The sequence below is a fragment of the Streptomyces sp. NPDC000229 genome (assembly GCF_040300825.1).
Taxonomy (GTDB): Bacteria; Actinomycetota; Actinomycetes; order Streptomycetales; family Streptomycetaceae; genus Streptomyces.
This window is the reverse complement of the sequence record NZ_JBEPEL010000008.1, coordinates 95,917-119,031: the sequence shown is the minus strand read 5'-3', so window position 1 is coordinate 119,031 and position 23,115 is coordinate 95,917. Positions and strand designations below refer to the sequence as shown.

The window sequence follows — 23,115 nt, the reverse complement described above, 5'->3', positions numbered from 1 at the left end:
GGGGGCCACCGGCTACGCTGCGGATCATGCTTGCCGCCGCCGCCGTCTGCCCCTGCCCGCCCCTCCTCGTCCCGGACCTCGCCGCCGGTGCGGCGCCCGAGCTCGACGGGGCGCGCACGGCGTGCTCCGACGCGCTCGCGGTGCTCGCCGCGTCGCGCCCGGACCGGCTGGTCGTGGTCGGGCCCGGCGCGGAGGAGGGGCTGGAGCGGTACCCGGCGGGGACGGCGGGGGACTTCCGGGGCTTCGGTGTCGACGTGGACGTACGGCTCGGGACGGGAGCCGGCGGTGACCGGCCGCTGCCCGCGCCGCTCGCCGTGGGCGCCTGGCTGCTCGCGCGCGCCGGCTGGGCCGGCGCCCCGGTCGAGGGCCTCGCCGTGGGGGAGCGGCTCGCGCCGGCGCGGTGCGCCGACGCCGGCCGGGAGCTCGCCGCACAGGCGGGGCGCGTCGCCCTCCTGGTGCTGGGGGACGGCAGCGCGTGCCGCAGTCTCAAGGCGCCGGGCTACCTCGACGACCGCGCCGCCGCCTTCGACGAGCGGGCCGCCCGGGCGCTGGGCTCGGCGGACACGGCCGCCCTCGCGGCGATGGACGAGCACCTCGCGTACGAGCTGAAAGCGGCAGGCAGGGCGCCCTGGCAGGTCCTCGCGGGCGCGGCCGAGGGCGCGGGCCTGGAGGGCCGCCTGCTCTACGAGGACGCGCCGTACGGCGTCGGTTACTTCGTCGCCGCCTGGTCGTAGCCGAACGACGGCGGACGGCCGCGGAGCACGGTGATGCGCTCCGCGGCCGTCCGTCGTGCCGTGGCCGGTCGAACGAGGTCAGGAGGCCGGCGGAACCGGCGGCGCCGGCGGCGTGCCGCCGTCGTCCTTGTGGGCGATCCGCCCCACGGCGTTCTTGGCCTTGCCCGTGCCCGATTGGATCTTGTCGCTGTACTTGCCCTTGGTCTTCTGGTCGACCATCCTGGCGGCCTTGTCCAGGCCGTGGTCGATCTTGCTCTCGTGCTGGTGCGCGAGGTCGGAGACCTTGTCCTTGGCAGGACCGAGCTTGGCCTTCAGCGAATCCAGGAAGCCCATGGGGCACCTTCCCTCGGAGTAACCGTCGTAAGGATCCTACTTGCGGGCGCCCTCGCCGGCCTCGTTGTCCGCCGCCTCCTCGGCCGACTGCTGCTTGGGGATCTCCACACCCTCGGCCGGGGCGACTTCCGGCTCCGTGTCCGCCGCGTCCGCCGCGTCCGCCGTGTCCGACGCCTCGGCGGCCTTCCCGGTGCCCTCCGCCGATGCGTCGGCCGACGTCACGGCCGCCTCCTCCTGGGGCGAGGCCTCGGCAGTCTCCTTACGCCGACGAAACCGTGCAAAAACGCCCATATCTACTCCATAGCGTACTCGTGTGGGCGAAATTCCGCGCCGCCCGGAGCGTCCCATTGCGTCGCCCGGTGGAGCCGGTCCATAAACCGGCGGTCGGAACCTCGCAACAGGCAACGACGCCGATGTCGTGCCGTCACGTAACTCGTTCGAGGAGCGGTCTTGAGGTTTGCGAGACTGGGGCAGTGAGAAGTACAGCTCCCGCCCCGCGGGTCATCGCCGTCGTCGGCCCCACGGCAGCCGGAAAGTCCGATCTGGGCGTCCACCTCGCCCAGCAGCTGGGCGGCGAAGTCGTCAACGCCGACTCCATGCAGCTCTACCGGGGGATGGACATCGGCACCGCCAAGCTGACGCCCGAGGAGCGCGGCGGCATCACGCACCACCTCCTCGACATCTGGGACGTCACCGAGGCGGCCAGCGTCGCGGAGTACCAGAGGCTGGCCCGCGCGGAGATCGACCGACTGCTCGCCGCCGGCCGCACTCCCGTCCTCGTCGGCGGCTCCGGGCTGTACGTACGCGGCGCCATCGACGCCCTGGAGTTCCCCGGCACCGACCCCGCCGTCCGCGCCCGCCTCGAGGCCGAGCTCGACGAGCGCGGCTCCGGCGTCCTGCACGCCCGGCTCGCCGCCGCCGACCCCGAGGCCGCACGCGCCATCCTGCCCAGCAACGGCCGCCGGATCGTCCGGGCCCTGGAAGTCATCGAGATCACCGGCAGGCCCTTCACGGCCAACCTCCCCGGTCACGACTCGGTGTACGACACCGTCCAGATCGGCGTCGACGTCGAACGTCCCGAACTCGACGAGCGGATCACCACGCGCGTGGACCGGATGTGGGAGGCCGGGCTCGTCGACGAGGTCCGGGCCCTGGAGGCACACGGGCTGCGCGAGGGCCGCACCGCCTCGCGCGCGCTCGGCTACCAGCAGGTGCTGGCCGCGCTCGCGGGCGAGTGCACCGAGGAGGAGGCGCGCGCCGAGACCGTACGCGCCACCAAGCGCTTCGCACGCCGCCAGGACTCCTGGTTCCGGCGCGACCCGCGCGTCCACTGGCTGAGCGGCGCCGCCGCCGACCGCGCGGAACTTCCCGACAAGGCGCTGGCGTTGGTCGAACGAGCGGTTACAGCCTGATCACGTGATGGCATCGGGACGCCCTGCCCGTCATTCCGGCGGTCGGGGGCGTGCCATCATCGAGCATCGATCGACCAGTGGAATCCGAGTGGGGAGGGCGCGTGGCGATGGAGGCCGGCCCTCGCGACAGAGAACACCAGGAAGCACCGGACGAACCCCAGGTGGCCAGTGACGCACCGGGCCTGAGCCCGGACGGTCCCGACCTCAACGAGGACGGGACCCCGGAGATCACCCCCGACGAGGTCGAGGTCGAACTGCGCCCGCAGCGCAAGCTGCGCATCTGGCAGCTCGCCCCCATCGTCGGCCTCGCCGTGATCGGCTCGCTGATGTTCGGCTTCCCCCTCGCCTTCGGCTCGGGCGACGGCGGCGCGGTCCTCGCCATGCTGGGCCTGCTGCTGTGCGGCTGCGCCGCCGGCTGGGGCATGATGGCCGCCCGCCGCGTCGGCTACACCTGGCCCGGGCTCCCCGCCCGAGGCTCCGGCGAACGCCCCGACTGGCGCGTGATCGCCCTGTACGCCGTGGGCGTCGCGGTCCCGGTCGTCCTCGCGGTCTGGCGCGTGGCCCGACTGCGCTGACGTCACGGCGGCCGACGGACCGACCGGCCGGGTGTCGGACCCCACCCGTACGATTGACCCCGTGACCAACGATCCCGTGACCAGCGCGCCCATCGCCTTCCTGAAGGGCCACGGCACCGAGAACGACTTCGTGATCGTGCCCGACCCGGACAACGCCATCGACCTCCCCGCCGGCGTCGTGGCCCGCCTCTGCGACCGCCGGGCCGGGATCGGCGGCGACGGCGTGCTGCATGTCGTCCGGTCCGCCGCCCACCCCGAGGCGCGCGCCATGGCCGACGAGGCCGAGTGGTTCATGGACTACCGCAACGCCGACGGCTCGGTCGCCGAGATGTGCGGCAACGGCGTCCGCGTCTTCGCCCGGTACCTCCAGCACGCCGGACACGTCACCGCCGGTGACGTCGCGGTCGCCACTCGCGGCGGCGTCAAGCGCGTCCACCTCGCCAAGAACGGCGACGTCACGGTCTCCATGGGCCGCGCCCGGCTCCCCGAGGACGGGGTCACGGTCACCGTCGGCGGCCGCAGCTGGCCCGCGCGGAACGTGAACATGGGAAACCCCCACGCGGTGGCCTTCGTCGAGGACCTCGACCACGCCGGCGACCTGTACGCCGAGCCGCCGTACGAGCCGGCCGCGGTGTACCCGGACGGCGTCAACATCGAGTTCGTCGCCGACCGCGGCCCCCGCCACGTGGCCATGCGCGTCCACGAGCGCGGCGCCGCCGAGACCCGCTCGTGCGGCACCGGCGCGTGCGCGGTCGCCGTCGCGGCCGCCCGGCGGGACGGCAGCGACCCGGCCGAGACGGGGGCCCCGGTCACGTACACCGTGGACGTCCTCGGCGGCACGCTCGTGATCACCGAGCGCCCCGACGGCGAGATCGAGATGACCGGCCCCGCGGTCATCGTCGCCGAAGGCCACATCGACCCGGCCTGGTTCGCCTCCGCGCCCGTCCGAACGTCCGCCTGAACCTCTGCGCAGCCCTTCGCGCGCCCTTCGCTCGAATGGGTGATCCGGTTCACGCTGAGCGAGAGCAGGTCAGCGCTACGTGGTGGGCTCGGTAGCATCAAGCACCGGCCCGGCGGGCATGCCTTGCCCGCCCCACCGCCGGTCGACGCCGTCGGAGGTGCCCATGAGCGCAGAGGCCACCAACCTGAGTGCAGAGGCCACGAACCCCGCGCCCAGCCGTCGGCGCGGCCGCCCGAGGATCGACCTCCGGAGGCTCGGCCGCGCCGCACTGCTCGGTCCCGGCACCCGGGACCGGCTGCCCGACGCCATCAGCCATGTCGCCGAGGCCCACCGGGCCCACCACCCGGACGCGGACCTGGCCGTCCTGCACCGGGCGTACGTACTCGCCGAGTCCTCCCACCGGGGCCAGTTCCGCAAGAGCGGCGAGCCGTACATCACCCACCCCCTCGCCGTCACGCTGATCCTCGCCGAACTGGGCGCTGAGACCACCACCTTGACCGCCTCCCTCCTCCACGACACCGTCGAGGACACGGACGTGACCCTGGATCAGGTGAGGGAGGAGTTCGGCGAGGAGGTCTGTTACCTGGTCGACGGGGTCACCAAACTGGAGAAGGTCGACTACGGGGCCGCCGCCGAGCCCGAGACCTTCCGCAAGATGCTCGTCGCCACCGGCAACGACGTACGCGTCATGTCGATCAAACTCGCCGACCGGCTGCACAACATGCGCACCCTCGGCGTGATGCGCCCCGAGAAGCAGGTCCGCATCGCCAAGGTGACGCGCGACGTCCTGATCCCGCTCGCCGAGCGGCTCGGCGTACAGGCCCTCAAGACCGAACTGGAGGACCTGGTCTTCGCCATCCTCCACCCCGCCGAGTACGAGAACACCCGCGCCCTCATCGCCGACAACGCCACCGCCCCGGACGCGCTGGCCGCCATCGCCGACGACGTCCGGACGGTGCTCAGGGAGGCCCGGATCCCGGCCGAAGTGCTGGTGCGGCCACGCCACTTCGTCTCCGTGCACCGCGTCCGGCTCAAGCGCGGTGAACTGCGCGGCACCGACTTCGGGCGGCTGCTCGTCCTGGTCGGGGACGACGCCGACTGCTACGGAGTGCTCGGCGAGCTGCACACCTGCTTCACCCCGGTGATCTCCGAGTTCAAGGACTTCATCGCCGCGCCCAAGTTCAACCTCTACCAGTCGCTCCACACGGCCGTCGCCGCACCCGACGGAGCCGTCGCCGAAGTCCTCATCCGCACGCACCAGATGCACAAGGTCGCCGAGGCCGGAGTCGTCGCCCTCGGCAATCCGTACGCGGCGCCCGCCGAAGGCGTCGAGCCCACGGGCGAGGACGGCGAGCGCAGCGACCCCACCCGGCCCGGCTGGCTCTCCCGGCTGCTCGCCTGGCAGCAGTCCACCCCCGACCCCGACACCTTCTGGACCTCGCTCCGCGCCGACCTCGCCCAGGACGGCGAGATCACCGTCTTCCGCCCGGACGGCGGCACGCTCGCCCTGCCGGCCGGCGCGACGTGCGTGGACGCCGCGTACGCGCAGTACGGCGAGGCGGCCCACACCTGCGTCGGCGCCCGCGTCAACGGCCGCCTCGCAGCTCTGGGTACCGTCCTGAACGACGGCGACACGGTGCAACTGCTGCTCGCCCGGGGCGAGGCGGGGGTGGAGGCCCGCGCAGGCGACATCGCCCAGCCCGATCCCGCCTCCGGGCCCTCGCCCGACTGGCTGAGGCACGCCCGTACCCCGGCCGCCCGGATCGCCATCACCGGCTGGCTCACCGCGCACCCCGAGGGCGTCAAGGTCCCGGCGGCCGCCCCCCGCCCGCCGTCCACCGCCGTGAGCGCCGACCCCCCGGCCGCCCGGGACGCCGCGGCGAACGCCGTCGTGGCCGACCTGCCGGACGCCTCGGTGCGGCTGGCCCGCTGCTGCACGCCCGTGCCGCCGGACGCGGTCACCGGCTTTCCGGTGCGCGGCGGAAACGTCACCGTCCACCGGGCCGGATGCCCCGCCGTACGGCGCATGGAGGCGGCCGGGCGGGTGCCGGTCGACGTGCGGTGGGGAGAGGCGGCCGAGTGCCGGGTCACGCTGGTCGCCGAATCGTTCGGCAGGCCGCGGCTGCTCGCCGATCTCACAGAGGCCATCGCCACGGCCGGCGCGGCGATCGTCTCGGCCACCGTCGAACCGCCCAGCGAGCAGCGCGTCCGCCACACCTACACGCTCCAGCTCGCCGACGCCGCCGAGCTGCCCGCCCTGATGCGCGCCATGCGCGACGTGCCCGGGGTCTACGACGTCAGCCGCGCCCAGCACCCGACCCCCGCCCCCCACTGAGTCCCCGCGCCCCCTCCCGGGCCCCGCAGGCTCCCCCGTGTCCGTTCCTGGGCCCCGCAGGCTTCCCCGTGTCCGTTCCCGGGCCCCGGAGGCTTCCCCGGGCCCGTTCCGCGCACCCTCCCGGCGGCGGGCCCGAGGCCGTTCGGGTGCGCGGGGAGCGCGCCGTCGTGGTCCGGGCCCGGTGCGCTGGTAGCGGTTGCCCCATGCCCCTCACATCGCGTGCACCTCGCACAGCTCGCACCTCGCGGCGCCTCCGGGCGGCCCTGGTGGCGGCGGCCTCGGCCGGCCTGATCGGCGCGGCGCTGCCCTCACCCCAGCCGCTCGGCATCGGCGACCCGCTCTTCCCGCAGCTCGGCAACCCCGGGTACGACGTCCTCGCGTACGACATCGCCTTCACCTACCGGGGCGACAACAGCAAGCCGCTGGACGCCGTCACCAAGATCGACGCGCGGGCCACCGACCGGCTCGACCGCGTCAACCTGGACTTCACCCACGGCACCGTCCGCTCGGTCGAGGTCGACGGCCGGCCCGCCGAGTTCGCGTCCAGCGGCGAGGACCTGGTGATCGAGCCGTCCCGGGCGGTCGGGCCCGGCGAACGGTTCCACATCGCCGTCACCCACACCAGCGACCCGGCCGGCCCCAGGAACGCGGGCGGCTGGGTCCGCACCGCCGACGGCCTGGCGATGGCCAACCAGGCCGACGCCGCCCACCGCGTCTTCCCCGGCAACGACCATCCCGCCGACAAGGCGTACTTCACCTTCCACGTCACCGCGCCCAAGGACCTGACGGTGGTCGCCAACGGGCAGCACGTGGCCCGGTCGCTCAGCGGTGACACCGGTACCTGGACGTACCGCGGCACCCGGCCCATGGCCACCGAGCTCGCCCAGGTGTCCATCGGCCGCTCCACCGTCGTCCGCCGTACCGGCCCGCACGGTCTGCCGGTGCGCGACGTCGTGCCGTCCGCAGACGTCGAGCGGATGGAACCCTGGCTGAAGCGGACCCCCGCCCACCTGGAGTGGATGGAGCGCAAGGTCGGCCCCTACCCCTTCGAGACGTACGGCGTGCTCGTCGCCGACGCCGACACCGGCTTCGAGCTGGAGACCCAGACGCTCTCCCTCTTCGAGCGCTCACTGTTCACCCGGGGCACCCTCCCCGAGTGGTTCGTCGAGTCGATCATGGTGCACGAACTGGCCCACCACTGGTTCGGCAACAGCGTCTCGCCGCGCCGGTGGGCCGACCTGTGGCTCAACGAAGGACACGCCACCTGGTACGAGGCGCTGTACGCGGAGGAGACGGCCCAGCAGCCCCTGGAGCAGCGCATGCGCCAGGCGTACACCGACTCCGACCGCTGGCGCGCCGCGGGCGGGCCGCCGGCCGCGCCCAGGCCGCCCGCGGCGGGTCAGAAGATCAGCCTGTTCCGGCCGGTCGTCTACGACGGCAGCGCCCTGGTCCTGTACGCGCTGCGGCAGGAGATCGGCAAGGCCGCCTTCGAGCGGCTGGAGCGGCGCTGGGTGACGCAGTACGCGCACTCCACGGCGAGCACCGCCGATTTCGTACGGCTCGCGTCGGAGGAGGCGGGGCGGGACCTGACCGCGTTCCTCAAGGACTGGCTGTACGGCGAGCGCACCCCGAAGATGCCGGGCCACCCGGACTGGCGCAGCAAGGCCCCGGCCAAGGGCGCCACGAAGGCACCGGCCCCCGCGGCCAAGCGCTGACCGGCGCTTCCACGCTCCGAAAACCCGCGTGACGGGCCCGGCCGTGCCGTGCGACCATCAACGGGTCGGCGGCGCTGCCGGGCCCCTGGAATGCCGAGGGCCCGCCCCGGGAATCAATCGGGGGAGTCACGCGTTGTGACTGACGAGCCGCTCGAGTCGGCGTGGGCCGCCCGGGCACCCACGATTCCCACGACGTAAGGATCCAATGACCTCCTCTTCATCCCCTTCCCAGGACGCGCAGAGCTTCGCGGACAAGACCCGCACCGAGAGCCTTCGGGCCGATGCCCTGATGGAAGAGGACGTCGCCTGGAGCTTCGAGATCGACGGAGAGCGGGACGGCGACCAGTTCGACCGCTCCGAGCGAGCCGCGCTGCGCCGTGTGGCGGGTCTCTCCACCGAGCTCGAAGACGTCACCGAGGTCGAGTACCGGCAGCTGCGCCTGGAGCGTGTGGTGCTGGTCGGCGTATGGACCTCGGGGACCGTGCAGGACGCGGAGAACTCCCTCGCGGAGCTGGCGGCGCTCGCCGAGACGGCGGGTGCGCTGGTGCTCGACGGAGTGATCCAGCGCCGCGACAAGCCCGACCCGGCCACGTACATCGGCTCCGGCAAGGCGAACGAGCTGCGTGACATCGTGCTCGAGACCGGGGCCGACACCGTCGTCTGCGACGGTGAGCTCAGCCCCGGCCAGCTGATCCACCTCGAGGACGTCGTCAAGGTCAAGGTGGTCGACCGGACCGCCCTGATCCTCGACATCTTCGCCCAGCACGCCAAGTCCCGTGAGGGCAAGGCGCAGGTCGCGCTCGCGCAGATGCAGTACATGCTGCCGCGGCTGCGAGGCTGGGGTCAGTCGCTGTCCCGGCAGATGGGTGGCGGCGGCGGTGGCGGCATGGCCACCCGTGGTCCCGGTGAGACCAAGATCGAGACGGACCGGCGACGGATCCGCGAGAAGATGGCGAAGATGCGCCGTGAGATCGCGGAGATGAAGACGGGCCGTGACATCAAGCGGCAGGAGCGGCGGCGCAACAAGGTGCCGTCGGTCGCGATCGCCGGGTACACCAACGCCGGCAAGTCGTCCCTGCTGAACCGGCTGACGGGCGCGGGCGTGCTCGTGGAGAACGCGCTGTTCGCCACCCTCGACCCGACCGTGCGCCGGGCCGAGACCCCGAGCGGCCGCCTCTACACGCTGGCCGACACCGTCGGGTTCGTACGGCACCTGCCGCACCACCTCGTCGAGGCGTTCCGCTCCACCATGGAGGAGGTCGGTGACTCCGACCTGATCCTGCACGTGGTGGACGGCTCGCACCCCGCGCCGGAGGAGCAGCTGGCCGCCGTGCGCGAGGTGATCCGCGACGTGGGCGCGCTGGACGTGCCGGAGATCGTGGTGATCAACAAGGCGGACGCCGCCGACCCGCTCGTACTGCAGCGGCTGCTGCGCATCGAGCGGCACTCGATCGCGGTGTCGGCGCGGACCGGCGCGGGCATCGACGAGCTGCTCGCGCTGATCGACGCCGAGCTGCCGCGGCCGCAGGTCGAGATCGAGGCGCTCTTGCCGTACACGCAGGGCGCGCTGGTCTCGCGTGCGCACGCCGAGGGCGAGGTCCTCTCCGAGGAGCACACGCCGGAGGGCACGCTGCTCAAGGCGCGGGTGCACGAGGAACTGGCCGCCTTCCTGGCGCCGTACATCCCCGCGGCGCACTGACGGTTCCGACGGCCGTGTGAACGCCCGAAGGCCCGCTCCCTCTTCGTGAGGGGGCGGGCCTTCGAGTTCACCGGGCGTGCATCAGCCGCCCCTGCTACTGGCCGGCGAACTTCTCGCTCATCATCGTGTAGATCTGCTCCGCGCCCCGGTCGAGACGGGGGCCGGCCAGCCAGCCCGCGGTCACCGGGCCGATGGAGGTGTTGGACACCAGCGCCAGCTTCCCGCCCGGCTTCTCGATGAACCAGCCGCCGCCGGATGACCCGCCGGTCATGGTGCAGCCGATCCGCCACATGGTCGGCGTACCGGGCGTCAGCGTGAGGCGGCCGGGGCGGTCGACGCACTTGTGCATCAGCGCACCGTCGTACGGAGGGGCGGCGGGGTAGCCCCAGGCGCCCATCGCGGGGATGCCCGCCGCCTGGGGGGCGTTGAAGTCGACGTCGAGCGCGACGCCGACCGTCTCCTCCAGGGACTTGGTGCCGTTCTCCGGCTTCACATGCATCACGGCGTAGTCGTACGGGGCGCCCTCGCCGCCGGTCGGGCCGCCCTGCGAGATCCACTCGCCGGAGGTCGAGACCCAGTCCGCCCAGTAGACGCCGTAGGGGGCGACTTCCTGCGGAGCGGCCTTCTCCAGCGCGGCCGGGGACTTGCCCAGGTCGTTGTACGCGGGGACGAAGGCGATGTTGCGGAACCAGCCGCCCGCCTTCCCGGCGTGCACGCAGTGGCCCGCGGTCCACACGAGGTTGGACTTGCCGGGGTTCTTGGGGTCCTTGATGACGGTCGCGGAGCAGACCATCGAGCCCTCGGGGGCGTCGAAGAAGACCTTGCCGACGGGCGCGGCGTTCCGGTGGTACGGCTTCTCCTCCGCCACGGCCTCCACCGGCCGCGGCTCGGGGTCGGTGGCGCCCTGGTCGCCCGTGACGGCCCCGGCGGCCATCGTCTTCTGCGGGGACTTGGCGGACTGCATCCGCTCGGGCTTCCACAGCCCCTCGATCACCGGGTTGACGAAGTCCTTGGCCTCACGCAGCCATGTGTCCTTGTCCCAGTTCTTCCACTCGCCGTTCTTCCACTTTTCCGGGTCGACGCCGTGCTCCCTGAGCTTGTCGGCGAGATCGGCCGGCAGCTCCGCGCCACTGGTTCCGGTGTCGGCGGGGCTCGAGGAGGCGGATGTGCCGCCCGCCTCGTCCCCGGTGGGGCCACAGGCGGTGGCCGTCAGCGTGAGAGCCGCGGCCAGGCCGGTGACGGCCAGGAGCGGACGTATGGATCGCATGAGAACGATTCCCCCTGATAACGCATGTGCATCGTGGAATGCCATGAACCTGACACGCAAATGGGCGGTCTTCCGGGACCGCCCGCGCGCGAATGCGCCCCTACTCTATGCCGGTCCGGCCAGGGGCAGTCGCCACCCACGGTGACCTGCACGGAGTCTCCACCGGCTGGTCAGACGGCCGGAATCGGGAAGCAGGGCGCCCGGAGGCCCGGGCCGGGCGCCGGGCGTTCCGGTTCACCACCGGAACGCCCGGGCACATGCCCGCCGGCCTACTGGCCCGCGAACTTCTTGCTGACCGCTTCGTAGATGCCCTTGGCCTCGTCACCCAGCCGCGGACCGGCCAGCCACCCCGCCGTCACCGGGCCGATGGAGGTGTTGGAGACCAGCGCGGGCTTGCCGTCCTTGCCCTGCGCGACCCACCCGCCGCCGGAGGAACCGCCCGTCATGGTGCAGCCGATGCGGTACATCGTCGGCTGGGCGGCGTCGAGGGACAGCCGGCCCGGCTTGTCCGCGCACTGGAACATCTGCTGGCCGTCGAACGGCGGCGCCGCCGGGTAACCGGTCGCCTCCATCTTCGCGATCTCCGGCGCGGCCGGGGCGGCGAACTCGACCGGAAGCGCCGAACCGACCGTCTCCTCCAGCGACTTGCCGTTGCCGCCCTTCTCCGGAGTCACGTGGATGACCGCGTAGTCGTACGGAGCGCCCTGGCCACCGGTGGCCGCACCCTGGGAGATCCACTGCTCGGAGGTCTGCGCCCAGTCGCCCCACCACACGCCGTAGGGCGCCATGTCCTCGCGGGTCGCGTTCTCCAGCGCGGCGCCGGTCTTGCCGCTGTCGTTGTACGAGGGGACGAACGCGATGTTCCGGTACCAGCCGCCGTCCTTGCCGGCGTGCACGCAGTGGCCCGCCGTCCAGACGAGGTTGGACTTGCCCGGGTTCGCGGGGTCCTTCACCACGGTCGCGGAGCAGACCATCGAGCCCTGGGGGCCGTCGAAGAGGACCTTGCCGGCCTCCGGGACGTTGTCGTGGAACGGCGCCTTCACGGCCTGGGCCTCGACCGGCTCGGGCGTCGGGTCCGTCACGCCCTCGTCACCGTCGACGTCCCCGTCCTCGACCGGCCGTTCGGGCTGTTCCGCGTCCCGCATCCGGTCCGGGTCCCACAGGTCCTCGATGATCGGGTTGACGTAGTCCTTGGCCTCACGCAGCCATGTGTCCTTGTCCCAGTTCTTCCACTCGCCGTTCCTCCACTTGTCCAGGTCGATCCCGTGCTCCTTGAGCCGGTCCTTCAGATCGTCCGGAATCGTGATCTTGCCGTCGGACGTCTGGCTCGCGGAAGCGGTCGGCTCACCGCCCGCGTTGTCCTCGCTCGGGCCACAGGCAGTGGCCGTCAGCGCCAGCGCCGCGGCGACGGAGGCTGCGGCGAGCAGCGGACGAATGGGTCGCATGTCGTGATCCCCCTGGAACTTCGTGACAGAGCACTTCTGAGCACGTCTTGACTCGTCTGGACTTCGGCACCGGAGTGCGGCCCCCACTATGCCGGTGCCGATGGGGACGGCGTGCGGCAGGGCGGCGGTTCCCCGGCCGCAAGGATCTTCACCGCGGCCGTGATCGGGAAGAGATGTCGTCGTTGGTACGTACGGGGGACGCAGAGTCACGCCCGTCGCCGCCGTGCGTCGGACGAGCCGCACACCGATGAGCAGCGCAAACGTTACCGGGAGGACCCGAGCCGTGGCCGTGACCGAATCAGCCCCGGTGGCACCGACGTCCGGGCAGGAAGGGATCCTTCGCCGCCAGTCGCTCCGCGAATCGGCCGCCCGCACCTATGCGCGCGCCCTGCCCATCGTCCCCGTGCGGGCACGTGGCCTGACCATCGAAGGGGCCGACGGGCGCCGCTACCTCGACTGCCTCTCCGGCGCGGGAACCCTGGCCCTCGGCCACAACCACCCCGTGATCCTGGAGGCCATCAAGAAGGTCCTCGACTCGGGCGCCCCCCTCCACGTCCTCGACCTGGCCACACCGGTCAAGGACGCCTTCACCACCGAACTGTTCGCCACGCTGCCCCGCCGGCTCGCCGACGACGCACGGATCCAGTTCTGCGGCCCGGCCGGCACGGACGCCGTCGAGGCGGCGCTCAAACTGGTGCGCAACGCGACCGGCCGGCAGGGCCTGCTCGCCTTCACCGGCGCGTACCACGGCATGACGGCCGGCGCCCTGGCCGCCTCCGGCGGAGCCACCGACGTACAGGTCACCCGCCTGCCCTACCCGCACGACTACCGCTGCCCCTTCGGCGTCGGCGGCGAGCGCGGCGCCGAGATCGCCGCCCGCTGGACCGAGAGCCTCCTCGACGACCCCAAGTCCGGCGTCCCCCACCCCGCCGGGATGATCCTCGAACCCGTCCAGGGCGAGGGCGGCGTGATCCCCGCCCCCGACACCTGGCTGCGCCGGATGCGCCGGATCACCGCCGACCGCTCCATCCCGCTCATCGCCGACGAGGTGCAGACCGGCGTCGGCCGCACCGGCGCGTTCTGGGCCGTCGAGCACAGCGGTGTCGTCCCCGACGTGATGGTCATGTCCAAGGCCATCGGCGGTTCCCTCCCCCTGGCCGTCATCGTCTACCGGTCCGGGCTGGACGTCTGGCAGCCCGGCGCCCACGCCGGCACCTTCCGCGGCAACCAGCTCGCCATGGCGGCCGGTGCGGCCACCCTCGCCTTCGTCCGCGAGAACCACCTCGCCGAGCGGGCCGCGACCCTCGGGACGCGCATGCTGGGACAGCTCCAGGGCCTGGCCGCCGCCGACCCCCGCATCGGGGACGTGCGGGGCCGGGGCCTCATGATCGGCGTCGAGCTGGTCGCCCCGGACACCTCCGCCGACGTTCCGCCCGCGGACCCCGCCCTCGCCGCGACCGTCCAGCGCGAGTGCCTCCGACGCGGGCTCATCGTCGAACTCGGCGGCCGCCACAACGCCGTCGTACGCCTCCTCCCTCCCCTGACGCTCACCGACGAACAGGCGGCGGCCGTCCTCGACCGCTTCGCCGACGCCCTGGCCGCCGCCGAGCGCACCCCTCCCCACCCGAACGACCCAGGACCGTCCCGCTGAACCCGAACCTCCTCACCAGAAAGCCCCCGCCGTGAACCCCACCCCCGTACCCGAAGCACCCGGCGCCGACGGCCCTCCCACCGCCCCCGGCGGCCCCCGCCCGGGCGAGTCGACGACAGTGCCGCGCCAGTATTCGGGAGGGTACGAAGACCTGCCCGGCCCCATGCCGGCCGCGACGGGCACGGCAGCCGCGAGCGGACCCCACGCCGACGGCCCCGACCCCCTCGACCACCCGGACGCGCACCACGCCGCCGACGCGGCGACCACCGAGAACCTCCTCCGCTGCTGGGTACGCGAGAAGAACCTCGCCCAACCGGCCGGAAACACCCTGCGCATCCCCCTCGACGCCACCGGGACCGCCCTCCTCGTCCCCGTCCACTACTGGTCGCCCACCGGCTGGCACCGCTTCGGCCCGCCCACCCTCGGAGGCGCCCCGTCCACCGCCCCGCCCGCCGACGCGGTGACCGTCGCCGCCCTCATCGGCCGCGAGTCCGGCAGCGGAGCCGACCACCGGGAGAGCGCCGACCTGGTCGGCCGCGTCGCCGACTCCGTACGCCGCACCGCCGACTTCATCACCCACCGGCGCGGCCACCCCGGCCCCACCGCCGACGCCGACCTCTTCCTCACCGCCGAACAGTCCCTGCTGCTCGGCCACCCCCTCCACCCCACCCCCAAGAGCCGCGAAGGCCTCTCCGACTCCGAAGCCCGGCTCTACTCACCCGAGTTGTCCGGCTCCTTCCCCCTGCACTGGATGGCCGTCGACCGGTCCGTACTCGCCGCCGACTCCGCCTGGACCGAACAGGGCCGCCCCCGGACCGCCGACCACCTCACCGCCCGCCTCGCCGGCGACCTCGCCCTCCCCGGCGACACCGCCGCCCTGCCCCTCCACCCCTGGCAGGCCCGCGAACTCCTCCACCGCCCCGCCGTCGCCGAACTCCTCTCCGCCGGCCTGCTCCACGACCTGGGCACCCACGGGGACCCCTGGCACCCCACCTCCTCCGTCCGTACCGTCCACCGGCCCGGCGCCCCGGCCATGCTCAAACTGTCCCTCGGCGTACGCATCACCAACTCCCGCCGCGAGAACCTCCGCAAGGAACTCCACCGCGGCGTCGAGGTCCACCGACTGCTCCGCACCGGCCTCGCCGAGGAGTGGCAGGCCGTCCACCCGGGCTTCGACATCGTGCGCGACCCGGCCTGGCTCGCCGTCGACACCCCGTCCGGCGAGCCCGTCACCGGCCTCGACGTGATGATCCGCCACAACCCCTTCGGCCTCGGCGACGACGCCGTCTGCATCGCGGGCCTGACCGCGCCGCGCCCATGGCCCGGCAGCACCCGGATGCGATCGCGCCTGGCCGTCACCGTGTCCCGGCTCGCCGCCCGCACCGGCCGCCCCACCGGAGCCGTCGCCGCCGAGTGGTTCCTGCGCTACCTCGACCAGGTCGTCCGCCCCGTCCTCTGGCTCGACGGCACGGCCGGCGTCGCCCTGGAGGCCCACCAGCAGAACACCCTGGTCATCCTCGACCCCGACGGCTGGCCCCGGGGCGGCCGCTACCGCGACAACCAGGGCTACTACTTCCGCGAGTCGCACCGCACCGCCCTGGAGCACCGGCTCCCCGGGATCGGTACCCACAGCGACACCTTCGTCGCCGACGACGTCACCGACGAACGGTTCGCCTACTACCTCGGCATCAACAACGTGCTCGGCCTCATCGGCGCGTTCGGCGCGCAGCGCCTCGCCGACGAACAACTCCTCCTCGCCGCCTTCCGCCAGTTCCTCACCACCGCCACCGGACTCGGCTCCCCCCTGCCGGGCCGCCTCCTGGAGAGCCCGACCCTGCGCTGCAAGGCCAACCTCCTGACCCGGTTGCACGGCCTCGACGAACTCGTCGGCCCCGTCGACACCCAGTCCGTGTACGTCACCATCGCCAACCCCCTCCGCCGCTGACACGATCCGCCCACCCGAACCGCCGAGAGGACAGCGCCCCGTGCCTCCCACCGATGCGAGCTCCGACACCGGACCCAGCTGCCACGCGCCGGCCGGCCCGGGCACGGAGGACACCCTGGACCTCCGGCTGCCCGACGAGCTGATCACGCTGTTCCGCGAGCACGACCCGGGCCCCGGGCAGCAGCGGCCACGCGGTGTCGGCGACGACCTCCTCGACGCCGTCGCCGACTGGGGCCCCGTCACCACGCCCCTCGGAGCCTTCCGGCTCGTCCCCGTGCACATCGAACGCGACCGGGAACTCATCAGCCGGTGGATGAACGACCCCGCCGTCGCCGCGTTCTGGGAACTCGCCGGGCCCGTAGCGGTCACCGACACCCACCTGCGCGCCCAACTCGACGGCGACGGACGCAGCGTGCCGTGCCTGGGCGTGCTCGGCGGCAGCCCCATGAGCTACTTCGAGATCTACCGCGCCGACCTCGACCCCCTGGCCCGCCACTACCCGGCCCGCCCCCACGACACCGGTGTCCACCTGCTCATCGGAGGCATCGCCCACCGGGGCCGGGGCGTCGGCACCACCCTGCTCAGGGCCGTCTCGGACCTCGTCCTCGACAACCGCCCGCGCTGCGCACGCGTCATCGCGGAACCGGACATCCGCAACACCCCGTCCGTCTCGGCCTTCCTGAGCGCCGGTTTCCGTTTCTCCGCCGAACTCGACCTCCCCGACAAGCGAGCCGCCCTGATGATCCGCGACCGCACCCTGCGACACCTGCTGTGAACAGCCCGCTGCTCCACATACACCGCTCGACCCGCATCGGTTCCACCCGGAGGAGTCCCCGTGCCGAAATCCCCTGCCACCTTCGACTCCGCGGAGCCGCCCGCCCCGCCGACAGCCTCCGCCCCGCCCGAGCTGAACCCGCGGGCCTGGGCGCGGGCCTCCCGCCACCTCCTCGCGAAGATGCTCGGCGAATTCGCCTACGAAGAGATCATCGAGCCCACCCGGCTGCCCACCCCGCCGGCCGACGATCCCCGGCCCGCCCCGGCCGCCCCCCGGCCCGCCCCGGCCGAAGAACCCCGGCCCGCCCCGGCCGACGAGCCCATGCCCACAGCGGACGGCGACTCCCGCTCGTCGCAGCCGCCGGACGGCGACTCCGGCTGGTCGTACCCGCCGGACGACGGCTTCCGGCTCACGCCGGAGGACCACACCGACGGGCGGCCGCCGACCGACGCGTACACGATCAGACTCGACGACGGGTCCGTGCTCGCCTTCGCCGCGCGCCGGACCGCCTACGGCAGCTGGCGGGTCGATCCCCACTCGATCACCCGTGACGGGCACCCCTTCACCGACCCGCTGGACTTCCTCGTCCGGGCCCGCCACGTCCTGCGCCTGGACGGAGCCACGCTCGGCCACCTGCTCCGCGAGCTGACCATCACGCTCGCCGCCGACAGCCGGCTGGAGCACACCGCGCTTCCGGCCGGCCGCCTCGCCGACCTCGGCTACGCGGAGCTCGAAGGCCACCAGACCGGCCACCCGTGGATCGTCTTCAACAAGGGCCGCATCGGTTTCTCCGCGGCCGACGCGGCCCGCTGGGCGCCCGAGGCTCGTCGAGCGGCACCACTGCCCTGGATCGCGGTCAGCACCACGCTCGCCGCCTACCGCGGCGTCCCCGCCCTCGACACCCCCGCGCACCTCTACGACCGGGAACTCGCCCCGGCCGTGCGCGACACGTTCGCCGCCGAGCTCCGCGAACGCGGCCTCGACCCGGCGGCTTACCTCTACCTCCCGGTGCACCCCTGGCAGTGGGACGAGGTGCTGCTGCCGCTCTACGCGCCCGCCATCGCCGAGGGCGCGATCGTGCCGCTCCCCGCCGACGGCGACCTCCGGATGCCGCAGCAGTCGATCCGTACGTTCCTCAACGTCACCCGGCCCGACCGGTTCAGCGTCAAGCTGCCGCTGTCCGTCCTCAACACCCTCGTCTGGCGCGGCCTGCCCACCGAACGCACCCTCGCCGCCCCCGCCGTCACCTCCTGGGTCCACGCACTGCGCGACGCCGACCCGTTCCTGCGCGACGACTGCGGGGTGATCCTCCTGGGCGAGGTCGCCTCCGTCACGGTCGAGCACCCCCTGTACGACCACCTCCCCGAGGCCCCGTACCAGTACAAGGAGCTGCTCGGCGCGATCTGGCGCGAACCGCTGCGACTGCCGCCCGGCGAACGCGCCCGCACCCTCGCGTCCCTCCTCCACACCGATCCCGACGGCCGCTCCTTCACCGCCGAACTGGTGGCCCGGTCGGGGCTCGGCCCCACCGTCTGGCTCCAGCGTCTCTTCGCCGCCCTGCTGCCCCCCTTGCTGCACTTCCTCTACCGGTACGGCACCGTCTTCTCCCCGCACGGGGAGAACACCATCGTCGTCTTCGACGACCGGGACGTCCCCGTACGACTGGCGATCAAGGACTTCGTCGACGACATCAACGTCAGCGCCCACCCGGTGCCCGAGCACGACACCATGCCGGACGACGTACGGGCCGTGCTCCTCGCCGAGGAGCCCGGGTTCCTGACCCAGTTCATCCACTCCGGGCTCTTCGTCGGCGTCTTCCGCTACCTGGCGCCGCTCTGCGAGGAGCAACTCGGCGTGCCGGAGCGGGACTTCTGGTCACTCGTACGGGCTGAAATCCTGCGGCACCAGGCCCGCTTCCCGGACCTCAAGGACCGTTACGAGCTGTTCGACCTGCTCACACCGCGTATCGAGCGGCTGTGCCTCAACCGCAACCGGTTGCACCTGGACGGATACCGCGACCGGGCCCAGCGGCCGCACGCCGCCGTGCACGGCACCGTCCCCAATCCACTCGCGTGATCCGATTGTCAGTGGCGCGCCGTAGGGTGGACGGGCTATGACGAAGCCATCCCTCCCCGAGCTCCTCCACGCCGCCGTCACCGCCGTCGGCGGCGTGGAACGGCCAGGCCAGGTCACCATGGCCGAGGCCGTGGCGCAGGCCATCGACGACGGCTCCCACCTGCTGGTCCAGGCCGGCACCGGCACCGGGAAGTCCCTGGGGTACCTGGTGCCCGCGCTGGCGCACGGGGACCGGGTCGTGGTCGCCACCGCGACGCTGGCCCTCCAGCGGCAGCTGGTCGAGCGGGACCTGCCGCGCACGGTGGACGCGCTCCATCCGCAGCTGCGGCGCCGCCCGGAGTTCGCCATGCTCAAGGGCCGCTCGAACTACCTGTGCCTGCACCGCCTCCACGAGGGCGTCCCGCAGGACGAGGAGGAGGGCCTCTTCGACCCTCCCCTGGCCTTCGGCATGGGGGACCCCAAGGCGGCCGCGCCCACCAGCAAGCTCGGCCAGGACCTGCTGCGTCTGCGTGACTGGTCCGACGACACGGAGACCGGGGACCGGGACGACCTGACGCCCGGTGTCTCGGACCGGGCCTGGTCGCAGGTGTCCGTCACCTCCCGCGAATGCCTGGGCGCGTCGAAGTGCGCGTACGGAGCGGAGTGCTTCGCCGAGGCCGCGCGGGAGCGTGCCAAGCTCGCCGATGTCGTCGTCACCAACCACGCCCTGCTCGCCATCGACGCCATCGAGGGCGCCCCGGTGCTTCCGCAGCATGAGGTCCTGATCGTCGACGAGGCCCATGAGCTGGTCTCCCGGGTCACCGGTGTCGCCACCGGCGAGCTCACGCCCGGGCAGGTCAACCGGGCGGTGCGCCGGGCGGCCAAGCTGGTCGACGAGAAGGTCGCCGATCAGCTCCAGACGGCGGCCGAGGGTTTCGAGCGGCTGATGGAGCTGGCGCTGCCCGGCCGCCTGGAGGAGATCCCCGAGGACCTGGGGTACGCGTTGATGGCGCTGCGTGACGCGGCGCGCGCGGTCATCTCGTCCCTCGGCTCGACGCGCGACAAGTCGGTCCAGGACGAGGACGCGGTCCGCAAGCAGGCCAAGGCCTCCGTGGAGACCATCCATGATGTCGCCGAGCGCATCACCCAGGGCTCCGAGTACGACGTCGTCTGGTACGAGCGCCATGACCGCTTCGGGGCGTCCCTGCGGGTGGCGCCGCTGTCCGTCTCCGGCCTGCTGCGCGAGAAGCTCTTCGCCGAGCGGTCGGTCGTCCTCACCTCCGCCACGCTCAAGCTCGGCGGCGACTTCAACGGTGTGGGGGCTTCCCTGGGCCTCCCTCCGGAGGGCACCGTCGGCACGGAGGACGAGGACGTGCCGGTCTGGAAGGGCATCGACGTCGGCTCGCCGTTCGACTACCCCAGGCAGGGGATCCTGTACGTCGCCAGGCACCTGGCCACCCCGGGCAGGGAGGGCAGCCGCGGCGACATGATGGACGAGCTGGCGGAGCTGGTCGAAGCGGCCGGTGGCCGTACGCTCGGCCTCTTTTCGTCCATGCGGGCGGCCCAGGCCGCGGCCGAGGAACTCCGCGGCAGGCTCGACAAGCCGATCCTGCTCCAGGGCGAGGACACCCTGGGCGAACTGATCAAGACTTTCGCGAACGACCCGGAGACCTGCCTCTTCGGCACGCTCTCGCTGTGGCAGGGCGTGGACGTTCCCGGGCCGAACTGCCAGCTGGTGGTGATGGACCGCATCCCGTTCCCCCGGCCCGACGACCCGCTGATGAGCGCCCGCCAGAAGGCTGTGGAAGAGGCGGGCGGGAACGGCTTCATGGCCGTCGCGGCGACGCACGCGGCGCTGCTGATGGCGCAGGGCGCGGGGCGGCTCGTCCGTGCCACGGGCGACCGCGGAGTGGTCGCCGTCCTTGATCCCCGCCTGGCCAATGCCCGGTACGGCAGCTATCTACGCGCTTCGCTGCCCGACTTCTGGTACACCACGGACCGCAACCAGGTGCGTCGTTCACTCGCTGCGATCGACGCTGCGGCCAAGGCCGCCGAGGCCTGAGCGGCTGGGTCCCATCGGGGCTGTGCCCGCGCCCGGTGTGCCCCTGGCCGGTCGCACGGTCCCGCCGGCGGCCCGGCTCCAGGGCGGGTGGACCGAGGCCGCAGGGGACCGGCGCAGGGCGCCCGACGGCGGGTGGGAGTGCTGGGGAGGCGTCGGGTCCGGGGCGGTGTCCGGTCCGGTGGCGGCGCACATACGTAGGGCCCCGGGACCGGCGCAGTGGGTCCCGGGGCCCGGTCGGAGCCGGCGCGGTGTGTCAGACGCGCCGGAGTACCGCCACCACCTTGCCGAGGATCGTCGCCTCGTCACCCGGGATCGGCTGGTACGCGGCATTGTGCGGGAGGAGCCAGACATGGCCGTCCTCGCGCTTGAAGCGCTTCACCGTGGCTTCGCCGTCCAGCATCGCCGCCACGATGTCGCCGTTCTCCGCGACCGGCTGGCGGCGCACGGTCACCCAGTCGCCGTCACAGATGGCCGCTTCGATCATGGAATCACCGACGACCTTCAGGACGAACAGCTCTCCGTCACCGACCAGCTGGCGGGGGAGGGGGAACACGTCCTCCACCGACTCCTCGGCGAGGATCGGCCCACCGGCCGCGATACGGCCGACAAGCGGAACGTACGACGCGGCGGGCTTGCCGGTGGTGTCGGTCGGCTGGGTGCTCGGCTGGTCGGACCCGCGGACCTCGTAGGCCCTGGGCCGGTGCGGGTCCCGGCGCAGGAAACCCTTGCGCTCCAGAGCCATCAGCTGGTGGGCGACCGACGAGGTGCTGGACAGCCCCACCGCCTGGCCGATCTCCCGCATCGACGGCGGGTAACCGCGCCGCTGCACCGAGTCCCGGATGACCTCGATGACCCGCCGCTGCCGGTCCGTGAGCCCGGAGCTGTCCGCCCGGATGCCTGGAGGTCGCCCGGGCAGCGAGCGCGTGGGCTTGGGCCCCTCCGCGTTCGTGGTCACTTCATTCATGGCATGCACCGGCTCGAGTCGGCTCTGGGAGCGGTCCTGGGCAGTGATGGTGGCGGCACTGTTTGCGGTGGTGGTCACGTCGGCCCCTCTCGAATGGTCTCCCTAGCTGGACAACGGTAGTTGCTTTCGAAAGGTTGCGCCAAACACACGTTCGAGTGAAAAATCGGGGATTGGCTTACATGTGCGTGTTACTAGGTGTATGTGCGATCGCTCGCCGATGTTTTCACCGGCCTCCAGGTCGTCTCCACTCACGGTAGCGCCCTTCCCGCCGACGCCCCCGGGCGCCCCGGTCGGCGATCCGCAACGATCTCCGGGGGGCTCCCTGTCGGTGATCTACGACAGGCCCCCGGTCCGGTGCCCCCGCCCCCCGGAATCCGTGGCGCCGCGCGCCTCCCGTAGGCTCTGGGGCGACCCCGGATCCTGCGGCGCGCGACACGCGCTGGGTGCCGAATAGACGGCTGAACCCCAGATCTAGTGGTTGGATTGGCCCGGCCACCCACAAGTTGTGGTCCCCCGGTCCATCGGGGGCGTGGTCATCGCCTATGCTTGTGGCTGCTTCGAGGGGCTCTGACGGGCCTTGACGAGGCTATTCAGTCGTGCTGTGAAGGAGGGTTGGGAGATGCACTGCCCCTTCTGCAGGCACCCCGACAGTCGTGTCGTCGACAGTCGCACCACCGACGACGGGACGGCCATCCGCCGCCGCCGCCAGTGCCCCGACTGCTCCCGCCGTTTCACCACGGTGGAGACCGCGTCACTGATGGTGATCAAGCGCAGCGGGGTCACCGAGCCCTTCAGCCGCACCAAGGTCATCTCCGGAGTGCGCAAGGCGTGCCAGGGGCGCCCGGTCACCGAGGACGCCCTCGCCCAGCTCGGCCAGCGGGTCGAGGAGGCGGTGCGCGCCACCGGCAGCGCGGAACTGACCACCCACGACGTCGGACTCGCCATACTCGGGCCGCTGCGGGAGCTCGACCTCGTCGCGTACCTGCGCTTCGCGTCCGTGTACCGGGCGTTCGACTCACTCGAAGACTTCGAGGCCGCCATCGCGGAGCTCCGCGAGCGGCGGCCCCCCGCGGAGGAGAGCGGGACCGGCGCGACCCCCGAGGTCCCGGTTCCCGCGGGCGCCGCCGACTGATCGTCCGGTCCGGCGAGGGACCGGTGACCGGCCGCTGGGCGGCATATGACGTGTC

18 protein-coding genes are annotated in these 23,115 nt (G+C 72.7%); 13 read left to right on the top strand and 5 right to left on the bottom strand.

Annotation, left to right across the window (positions count from 1 at the left end; genetic code table 11):
* Window positions 1-26: 26 nt before the first annotated feature.
* Window positions 27-734, top strand: coding sequence for a class III extradiol dioxygenase subunit B-like domain-containing protein (locus ABT360_RS07400; RefSeq protein WP_351812116.1), 708 nt, complete (start codon window positions 27-29; stop codon window positions 732-734).
* 78 nt (window positions 735-812) lie between these two features.
* On the opposite strand, the gene ABT360_RS07395 is transcribed toward ABT360_RS07400, so the two are convergent.
* A complete protein-coding gene (locus ABT360_RS07395) occupies window positions 813-1,067 on the bottom strand; it encodes an antitoxin (RefSeq protein ID WP_351812113.1) in 255 nt (84 codons plus the stop codon).
* Between the two features lie 36 nt (window positions 1,068-1,103).
* Complete coding sequence (locus tag ABT360_RS07390) at window positions 1,104-1,289, bottom strand: gliding motility protein (RefSeq protein WP_351812110.1); 186 nt, start codon at window positions 1,287-1,289, stop codon at window positions 1,104-1,106.
* Window positions 1,290-1,540: 251 nt separating this feature from the next.
* On the opposite strand from ABT360_RS07390, the gene miaA reads away from it, so the two are divergent.
* The 6 genes from miaA to hflX all read left to right on the top strand — a co-directional run bounded on the left by miaA (window position 1,541) and on the right by hflX (window position 9,764).
* Window positions 1,541-2,479, top strand: a complete 939-nt coding sequence (gene miaA / locus ABT360_RS07385) for a tRNA (adenosine(37)-N6)-dimethylallyltransferase MiaA (protein ID WP_351812107.1) — start codon at window positions 1,541-1,543, stop codon at window positions 2,477-2,479.
* Window positions 2,480-2,586: 107 nt separating this feature from the next.
* Window positions 2,587-3,054 (top strand): hypothetical protein, encoded by a 468-nt coding sequence (locus tag ABT360_RS07380; RefSeq protein ID WP_351812188.1) that lies wholly within the window; start codon window positions 2,587-2,589, stop codon window positions 3,052-3,054.
* A gap of 76 nt (window positions 3,055-3,130) precedes the next feature.
* Complete coding sequence (dapF, locus tag ABT360_RS07375) at window positions 3,131-4,015, top strand: diaminopimelate epimerase (RefSeq protein ID WP_351812185.1); 885 nt, start codon at window positions 3,131-3,133, stop codon at window positions 4,013-4,015.
* A 184-nt stretch (window positions 4,016-4,199) separates the two neighbouring features.
* Window positions 4,200-6,350 carry a RelA/SpoT family protein gene (locus ABT360_RS07370; protein WP_351812182.1) on the top strand — a complete coding sequence of 717 codons (2,151 nt, stop codon included), beginning with the start codon at window positions 4,200-4,202 and terminating at the stop codon, window positions 6,348-6,350.
* A gap of 203 nt (window positions 6,351-6,553) precedes the next feature.
* Window positions 6,554-8,065, top strand: coding sequence for a M1 family metallopeptidase (locus tag ABT360_RS07365; RefSeq protein ID WP_351812104.1), 1,512 nt, complete (start codon window positions 6,554-6,556; stop codon window positions 8,063-8,065).
* Between the two features lie 205 nt (window positions 8,066-8,270).
* Window positions 8,271-9,764, top strand: coding sequence for a GTPase HflX (gene hflX, locus ABT360_RS07360; RefSeq protein WP_351812102.1), 1,494 nt, complete (start codon window positions 8,271-8,273; stop codon window positions 9,762-9,764).
* A gap of 94 nt (window positions 9,765-9,858) precedes the next feature.
* Here hflX and ABT360_RS07355 read toward each other — a convergent pair whose 3' ends face one another.
* Window positions 9,859-11,031 carry a trypsin-like serine peptidase gene (locus ABT360_RS07355; RefSeq protein WP_351812099.1) on the bottom strand — a complete coding sequence of 391 codons (1,173 nt, stop codon included), beginning with the start codon at window positions 11,029-11,031 and terminating at the stop codon, window positions 9,859-9,861.
* 269 nt (window positions 11,032-11,300) lie between these two features.
* Window positions 11,301-12,476, bottom strand: a complete 1,176-nt coding sequence (locus ABT360_RS07350) for a trypsin-like serine peptidase (RefSeq protein ID WP_351812096.1) — start codon at window positions 12,474-12,476, stop codon at window positions 11,301-11,303.
* A gap of 283 nt (window positions 12,477-12,759) precedes the next feature.
* Between ABT360_RS07350 and ABT360_RS07345 the strand changes: the two genes are divergently transcribed.
* Genes ABT360_RS07345 through ABT360_RS07325 form a run of 5 tightly spaced genes read left to right on the top strand, consistent with a single transcriptional unit; the run spans window position 12,760 to window position 20,964 of the window.
* Window positions 12,760-14,127, top strand: a complete 1,368-nt coding sequence (locus tag ABT360_RS07345; RefSeq protein WP_351812094.1) for a diaminobutyrate--2-oxoglutarate transaminase family protein — start codon at window positions 12,760-12,762, stop codon at window positions 14,125-14,127.
* Window positions 14,128-14,158: 31 nt separating this feature from the next.
* The gene (locus ABT360_RS07340; RefSeq protein ID WP_351812092.1) at window positions 14,159-16,072 is read left to right on the top strand and encodes an IucA/IucC family protein; all 1,914 of its coding nucleotides are present in this window, start codon (window positions 14,159-14,161) and stop codon (window positions 16,070-16,072) included.
* 40 nt (window positions 16,073-16,112) lie between these two features.
* On the top strand, window positions 16,113-16,847 hold the full coding sequence (locus tag ABT360_RS07335) for a GNAT family N-acetyltransferase (protein ID WP_351812090.1): 735 nt from the start codon (window positions 16,113-16,115) through the stop codon (window positions 16,845-16,847).
* A 60-nt stretch (window positions 16,848-16,907) separates the two neighbouring features.
* The gene (locus tag ABT360_RS07330) at window positions 16,908-18,923 is read left to right on the top strand and encodes an IucA/IucC family protein (RefSeq protein WP_351812087.1); all 2,016 of its coding nucleotides are present in this window, start codon (window positions 16,908-16,910) and stop codon (window positions 18,921-18,923) included.
* A 37-nt stretch (window positions 18,924-18,960) separates the two neighbouring features.
* Complete coding sequence (locus tag ABT360_RS07325) at window positions 18,961-20,964, top strand: ATP-dependent DNA helicase (protein ID WP_351812084.1); 2,004 nt, start codon at window positions 18,961-18,963, stop codon at window positions 20,962-20,964.
* A 253-nt stretch (window positions 20,965-21,217) separates the two neighbouring features.
* On the opposite strand, the gene lexA is transcribed toward ABT360_RS07325, so the two are convergent.
* Window positions 21,218-22,006 (bottom strand): transcriptional repressor LexA, encoded by a 789-nt coding sequence (gene lexA, locus ABT360_RS07320; protein ID WP_351812081.1) that lies wholly within the window; start codon window positions 22,004-22,006, stop codon window positions 21,218-21,220.
* Window positions 22,007-22,547: 541 nt separating this feature from the next.
* On the opposite strand from lexA, the gene nrdR reads away from it, so the two are divergent.
* Window positions 22,548-23,060 (top strand): transcriptional regulator NrdR, encoded by a 513-nt coding sequence (nrdR, locus tag ABT360_RS07315; protein WP_351812078.1) that lies wholly within the window; start codon window positions 22,548-22,550, stop codon window positions 23,058-23,060.
* The last annotated feature ends 55 nt before the right edge of the window (window positions 23,061-23,115 follow it).

Coding starts and splice junctions, on each gene's coding strand:
- ABT360_RS07380 (WP_351812188.1), top strand. CDS start 2,587: ATGGAGGCCGGCCCTCGCGACAGAGAACACCAGGAAGCACCGGACGAA.
- hflX (WP_351812102.1), top strand. CDS start 8,271: ATGACCTCCTCTTCATCCCCTTCCCAGGACGCGCAGAGCTTCGCGGAC.
- nrdR (WP_351812078.1), top strand. CDS start 22,548: ATGCACTGCCCCTTCTGCAGGCACCCCGACAGTCGTGTCGTCGACAGT.
- ABT360_RS07325 (WP_351812084.1), top strand. CDS start 18,961: ATGACGAAGCCATCCCTCCCCGAGCTCCTCCACGCCGCCGTCACCGCC.
- ABT360_RS07365 (WP_351812104.1), top strand. CDS start 6,554: ATGCCCCTCACATCGCGTGCACCTCGCACAGCTCGCACCTCGCGGCGC.
- ABT360_RS07400 (WP_351812116.1), top strand. CDS start 27: ATGCTTGCCGCCGCCGCCGTCTGCCCCTGCCCGCCCCTCCTCGTCCCG.
- ABT360_RS07395 (WP_351812113.1), bottom strand. CDS start 1,067: ATGGGCTTCCTGGATTCGCTGAAGGCCAAGCTCGGTCCTGCCAAGGAC.
- ABT360_RS07355 (WP_351812099.1), bottom strand. CDS start 11,031: ATGCGATCCATACGTCCGCTCCTGGCCGTCACCGGCCTGGCCGCGGCT.
- ABT360_RS07350 (WP_351812096.1), bottom strand. CDS start 12,476: ATGCGACCCATTCGTCCGCTGCTCGCCGCAGCCTCCGTCGCCGCGGCG.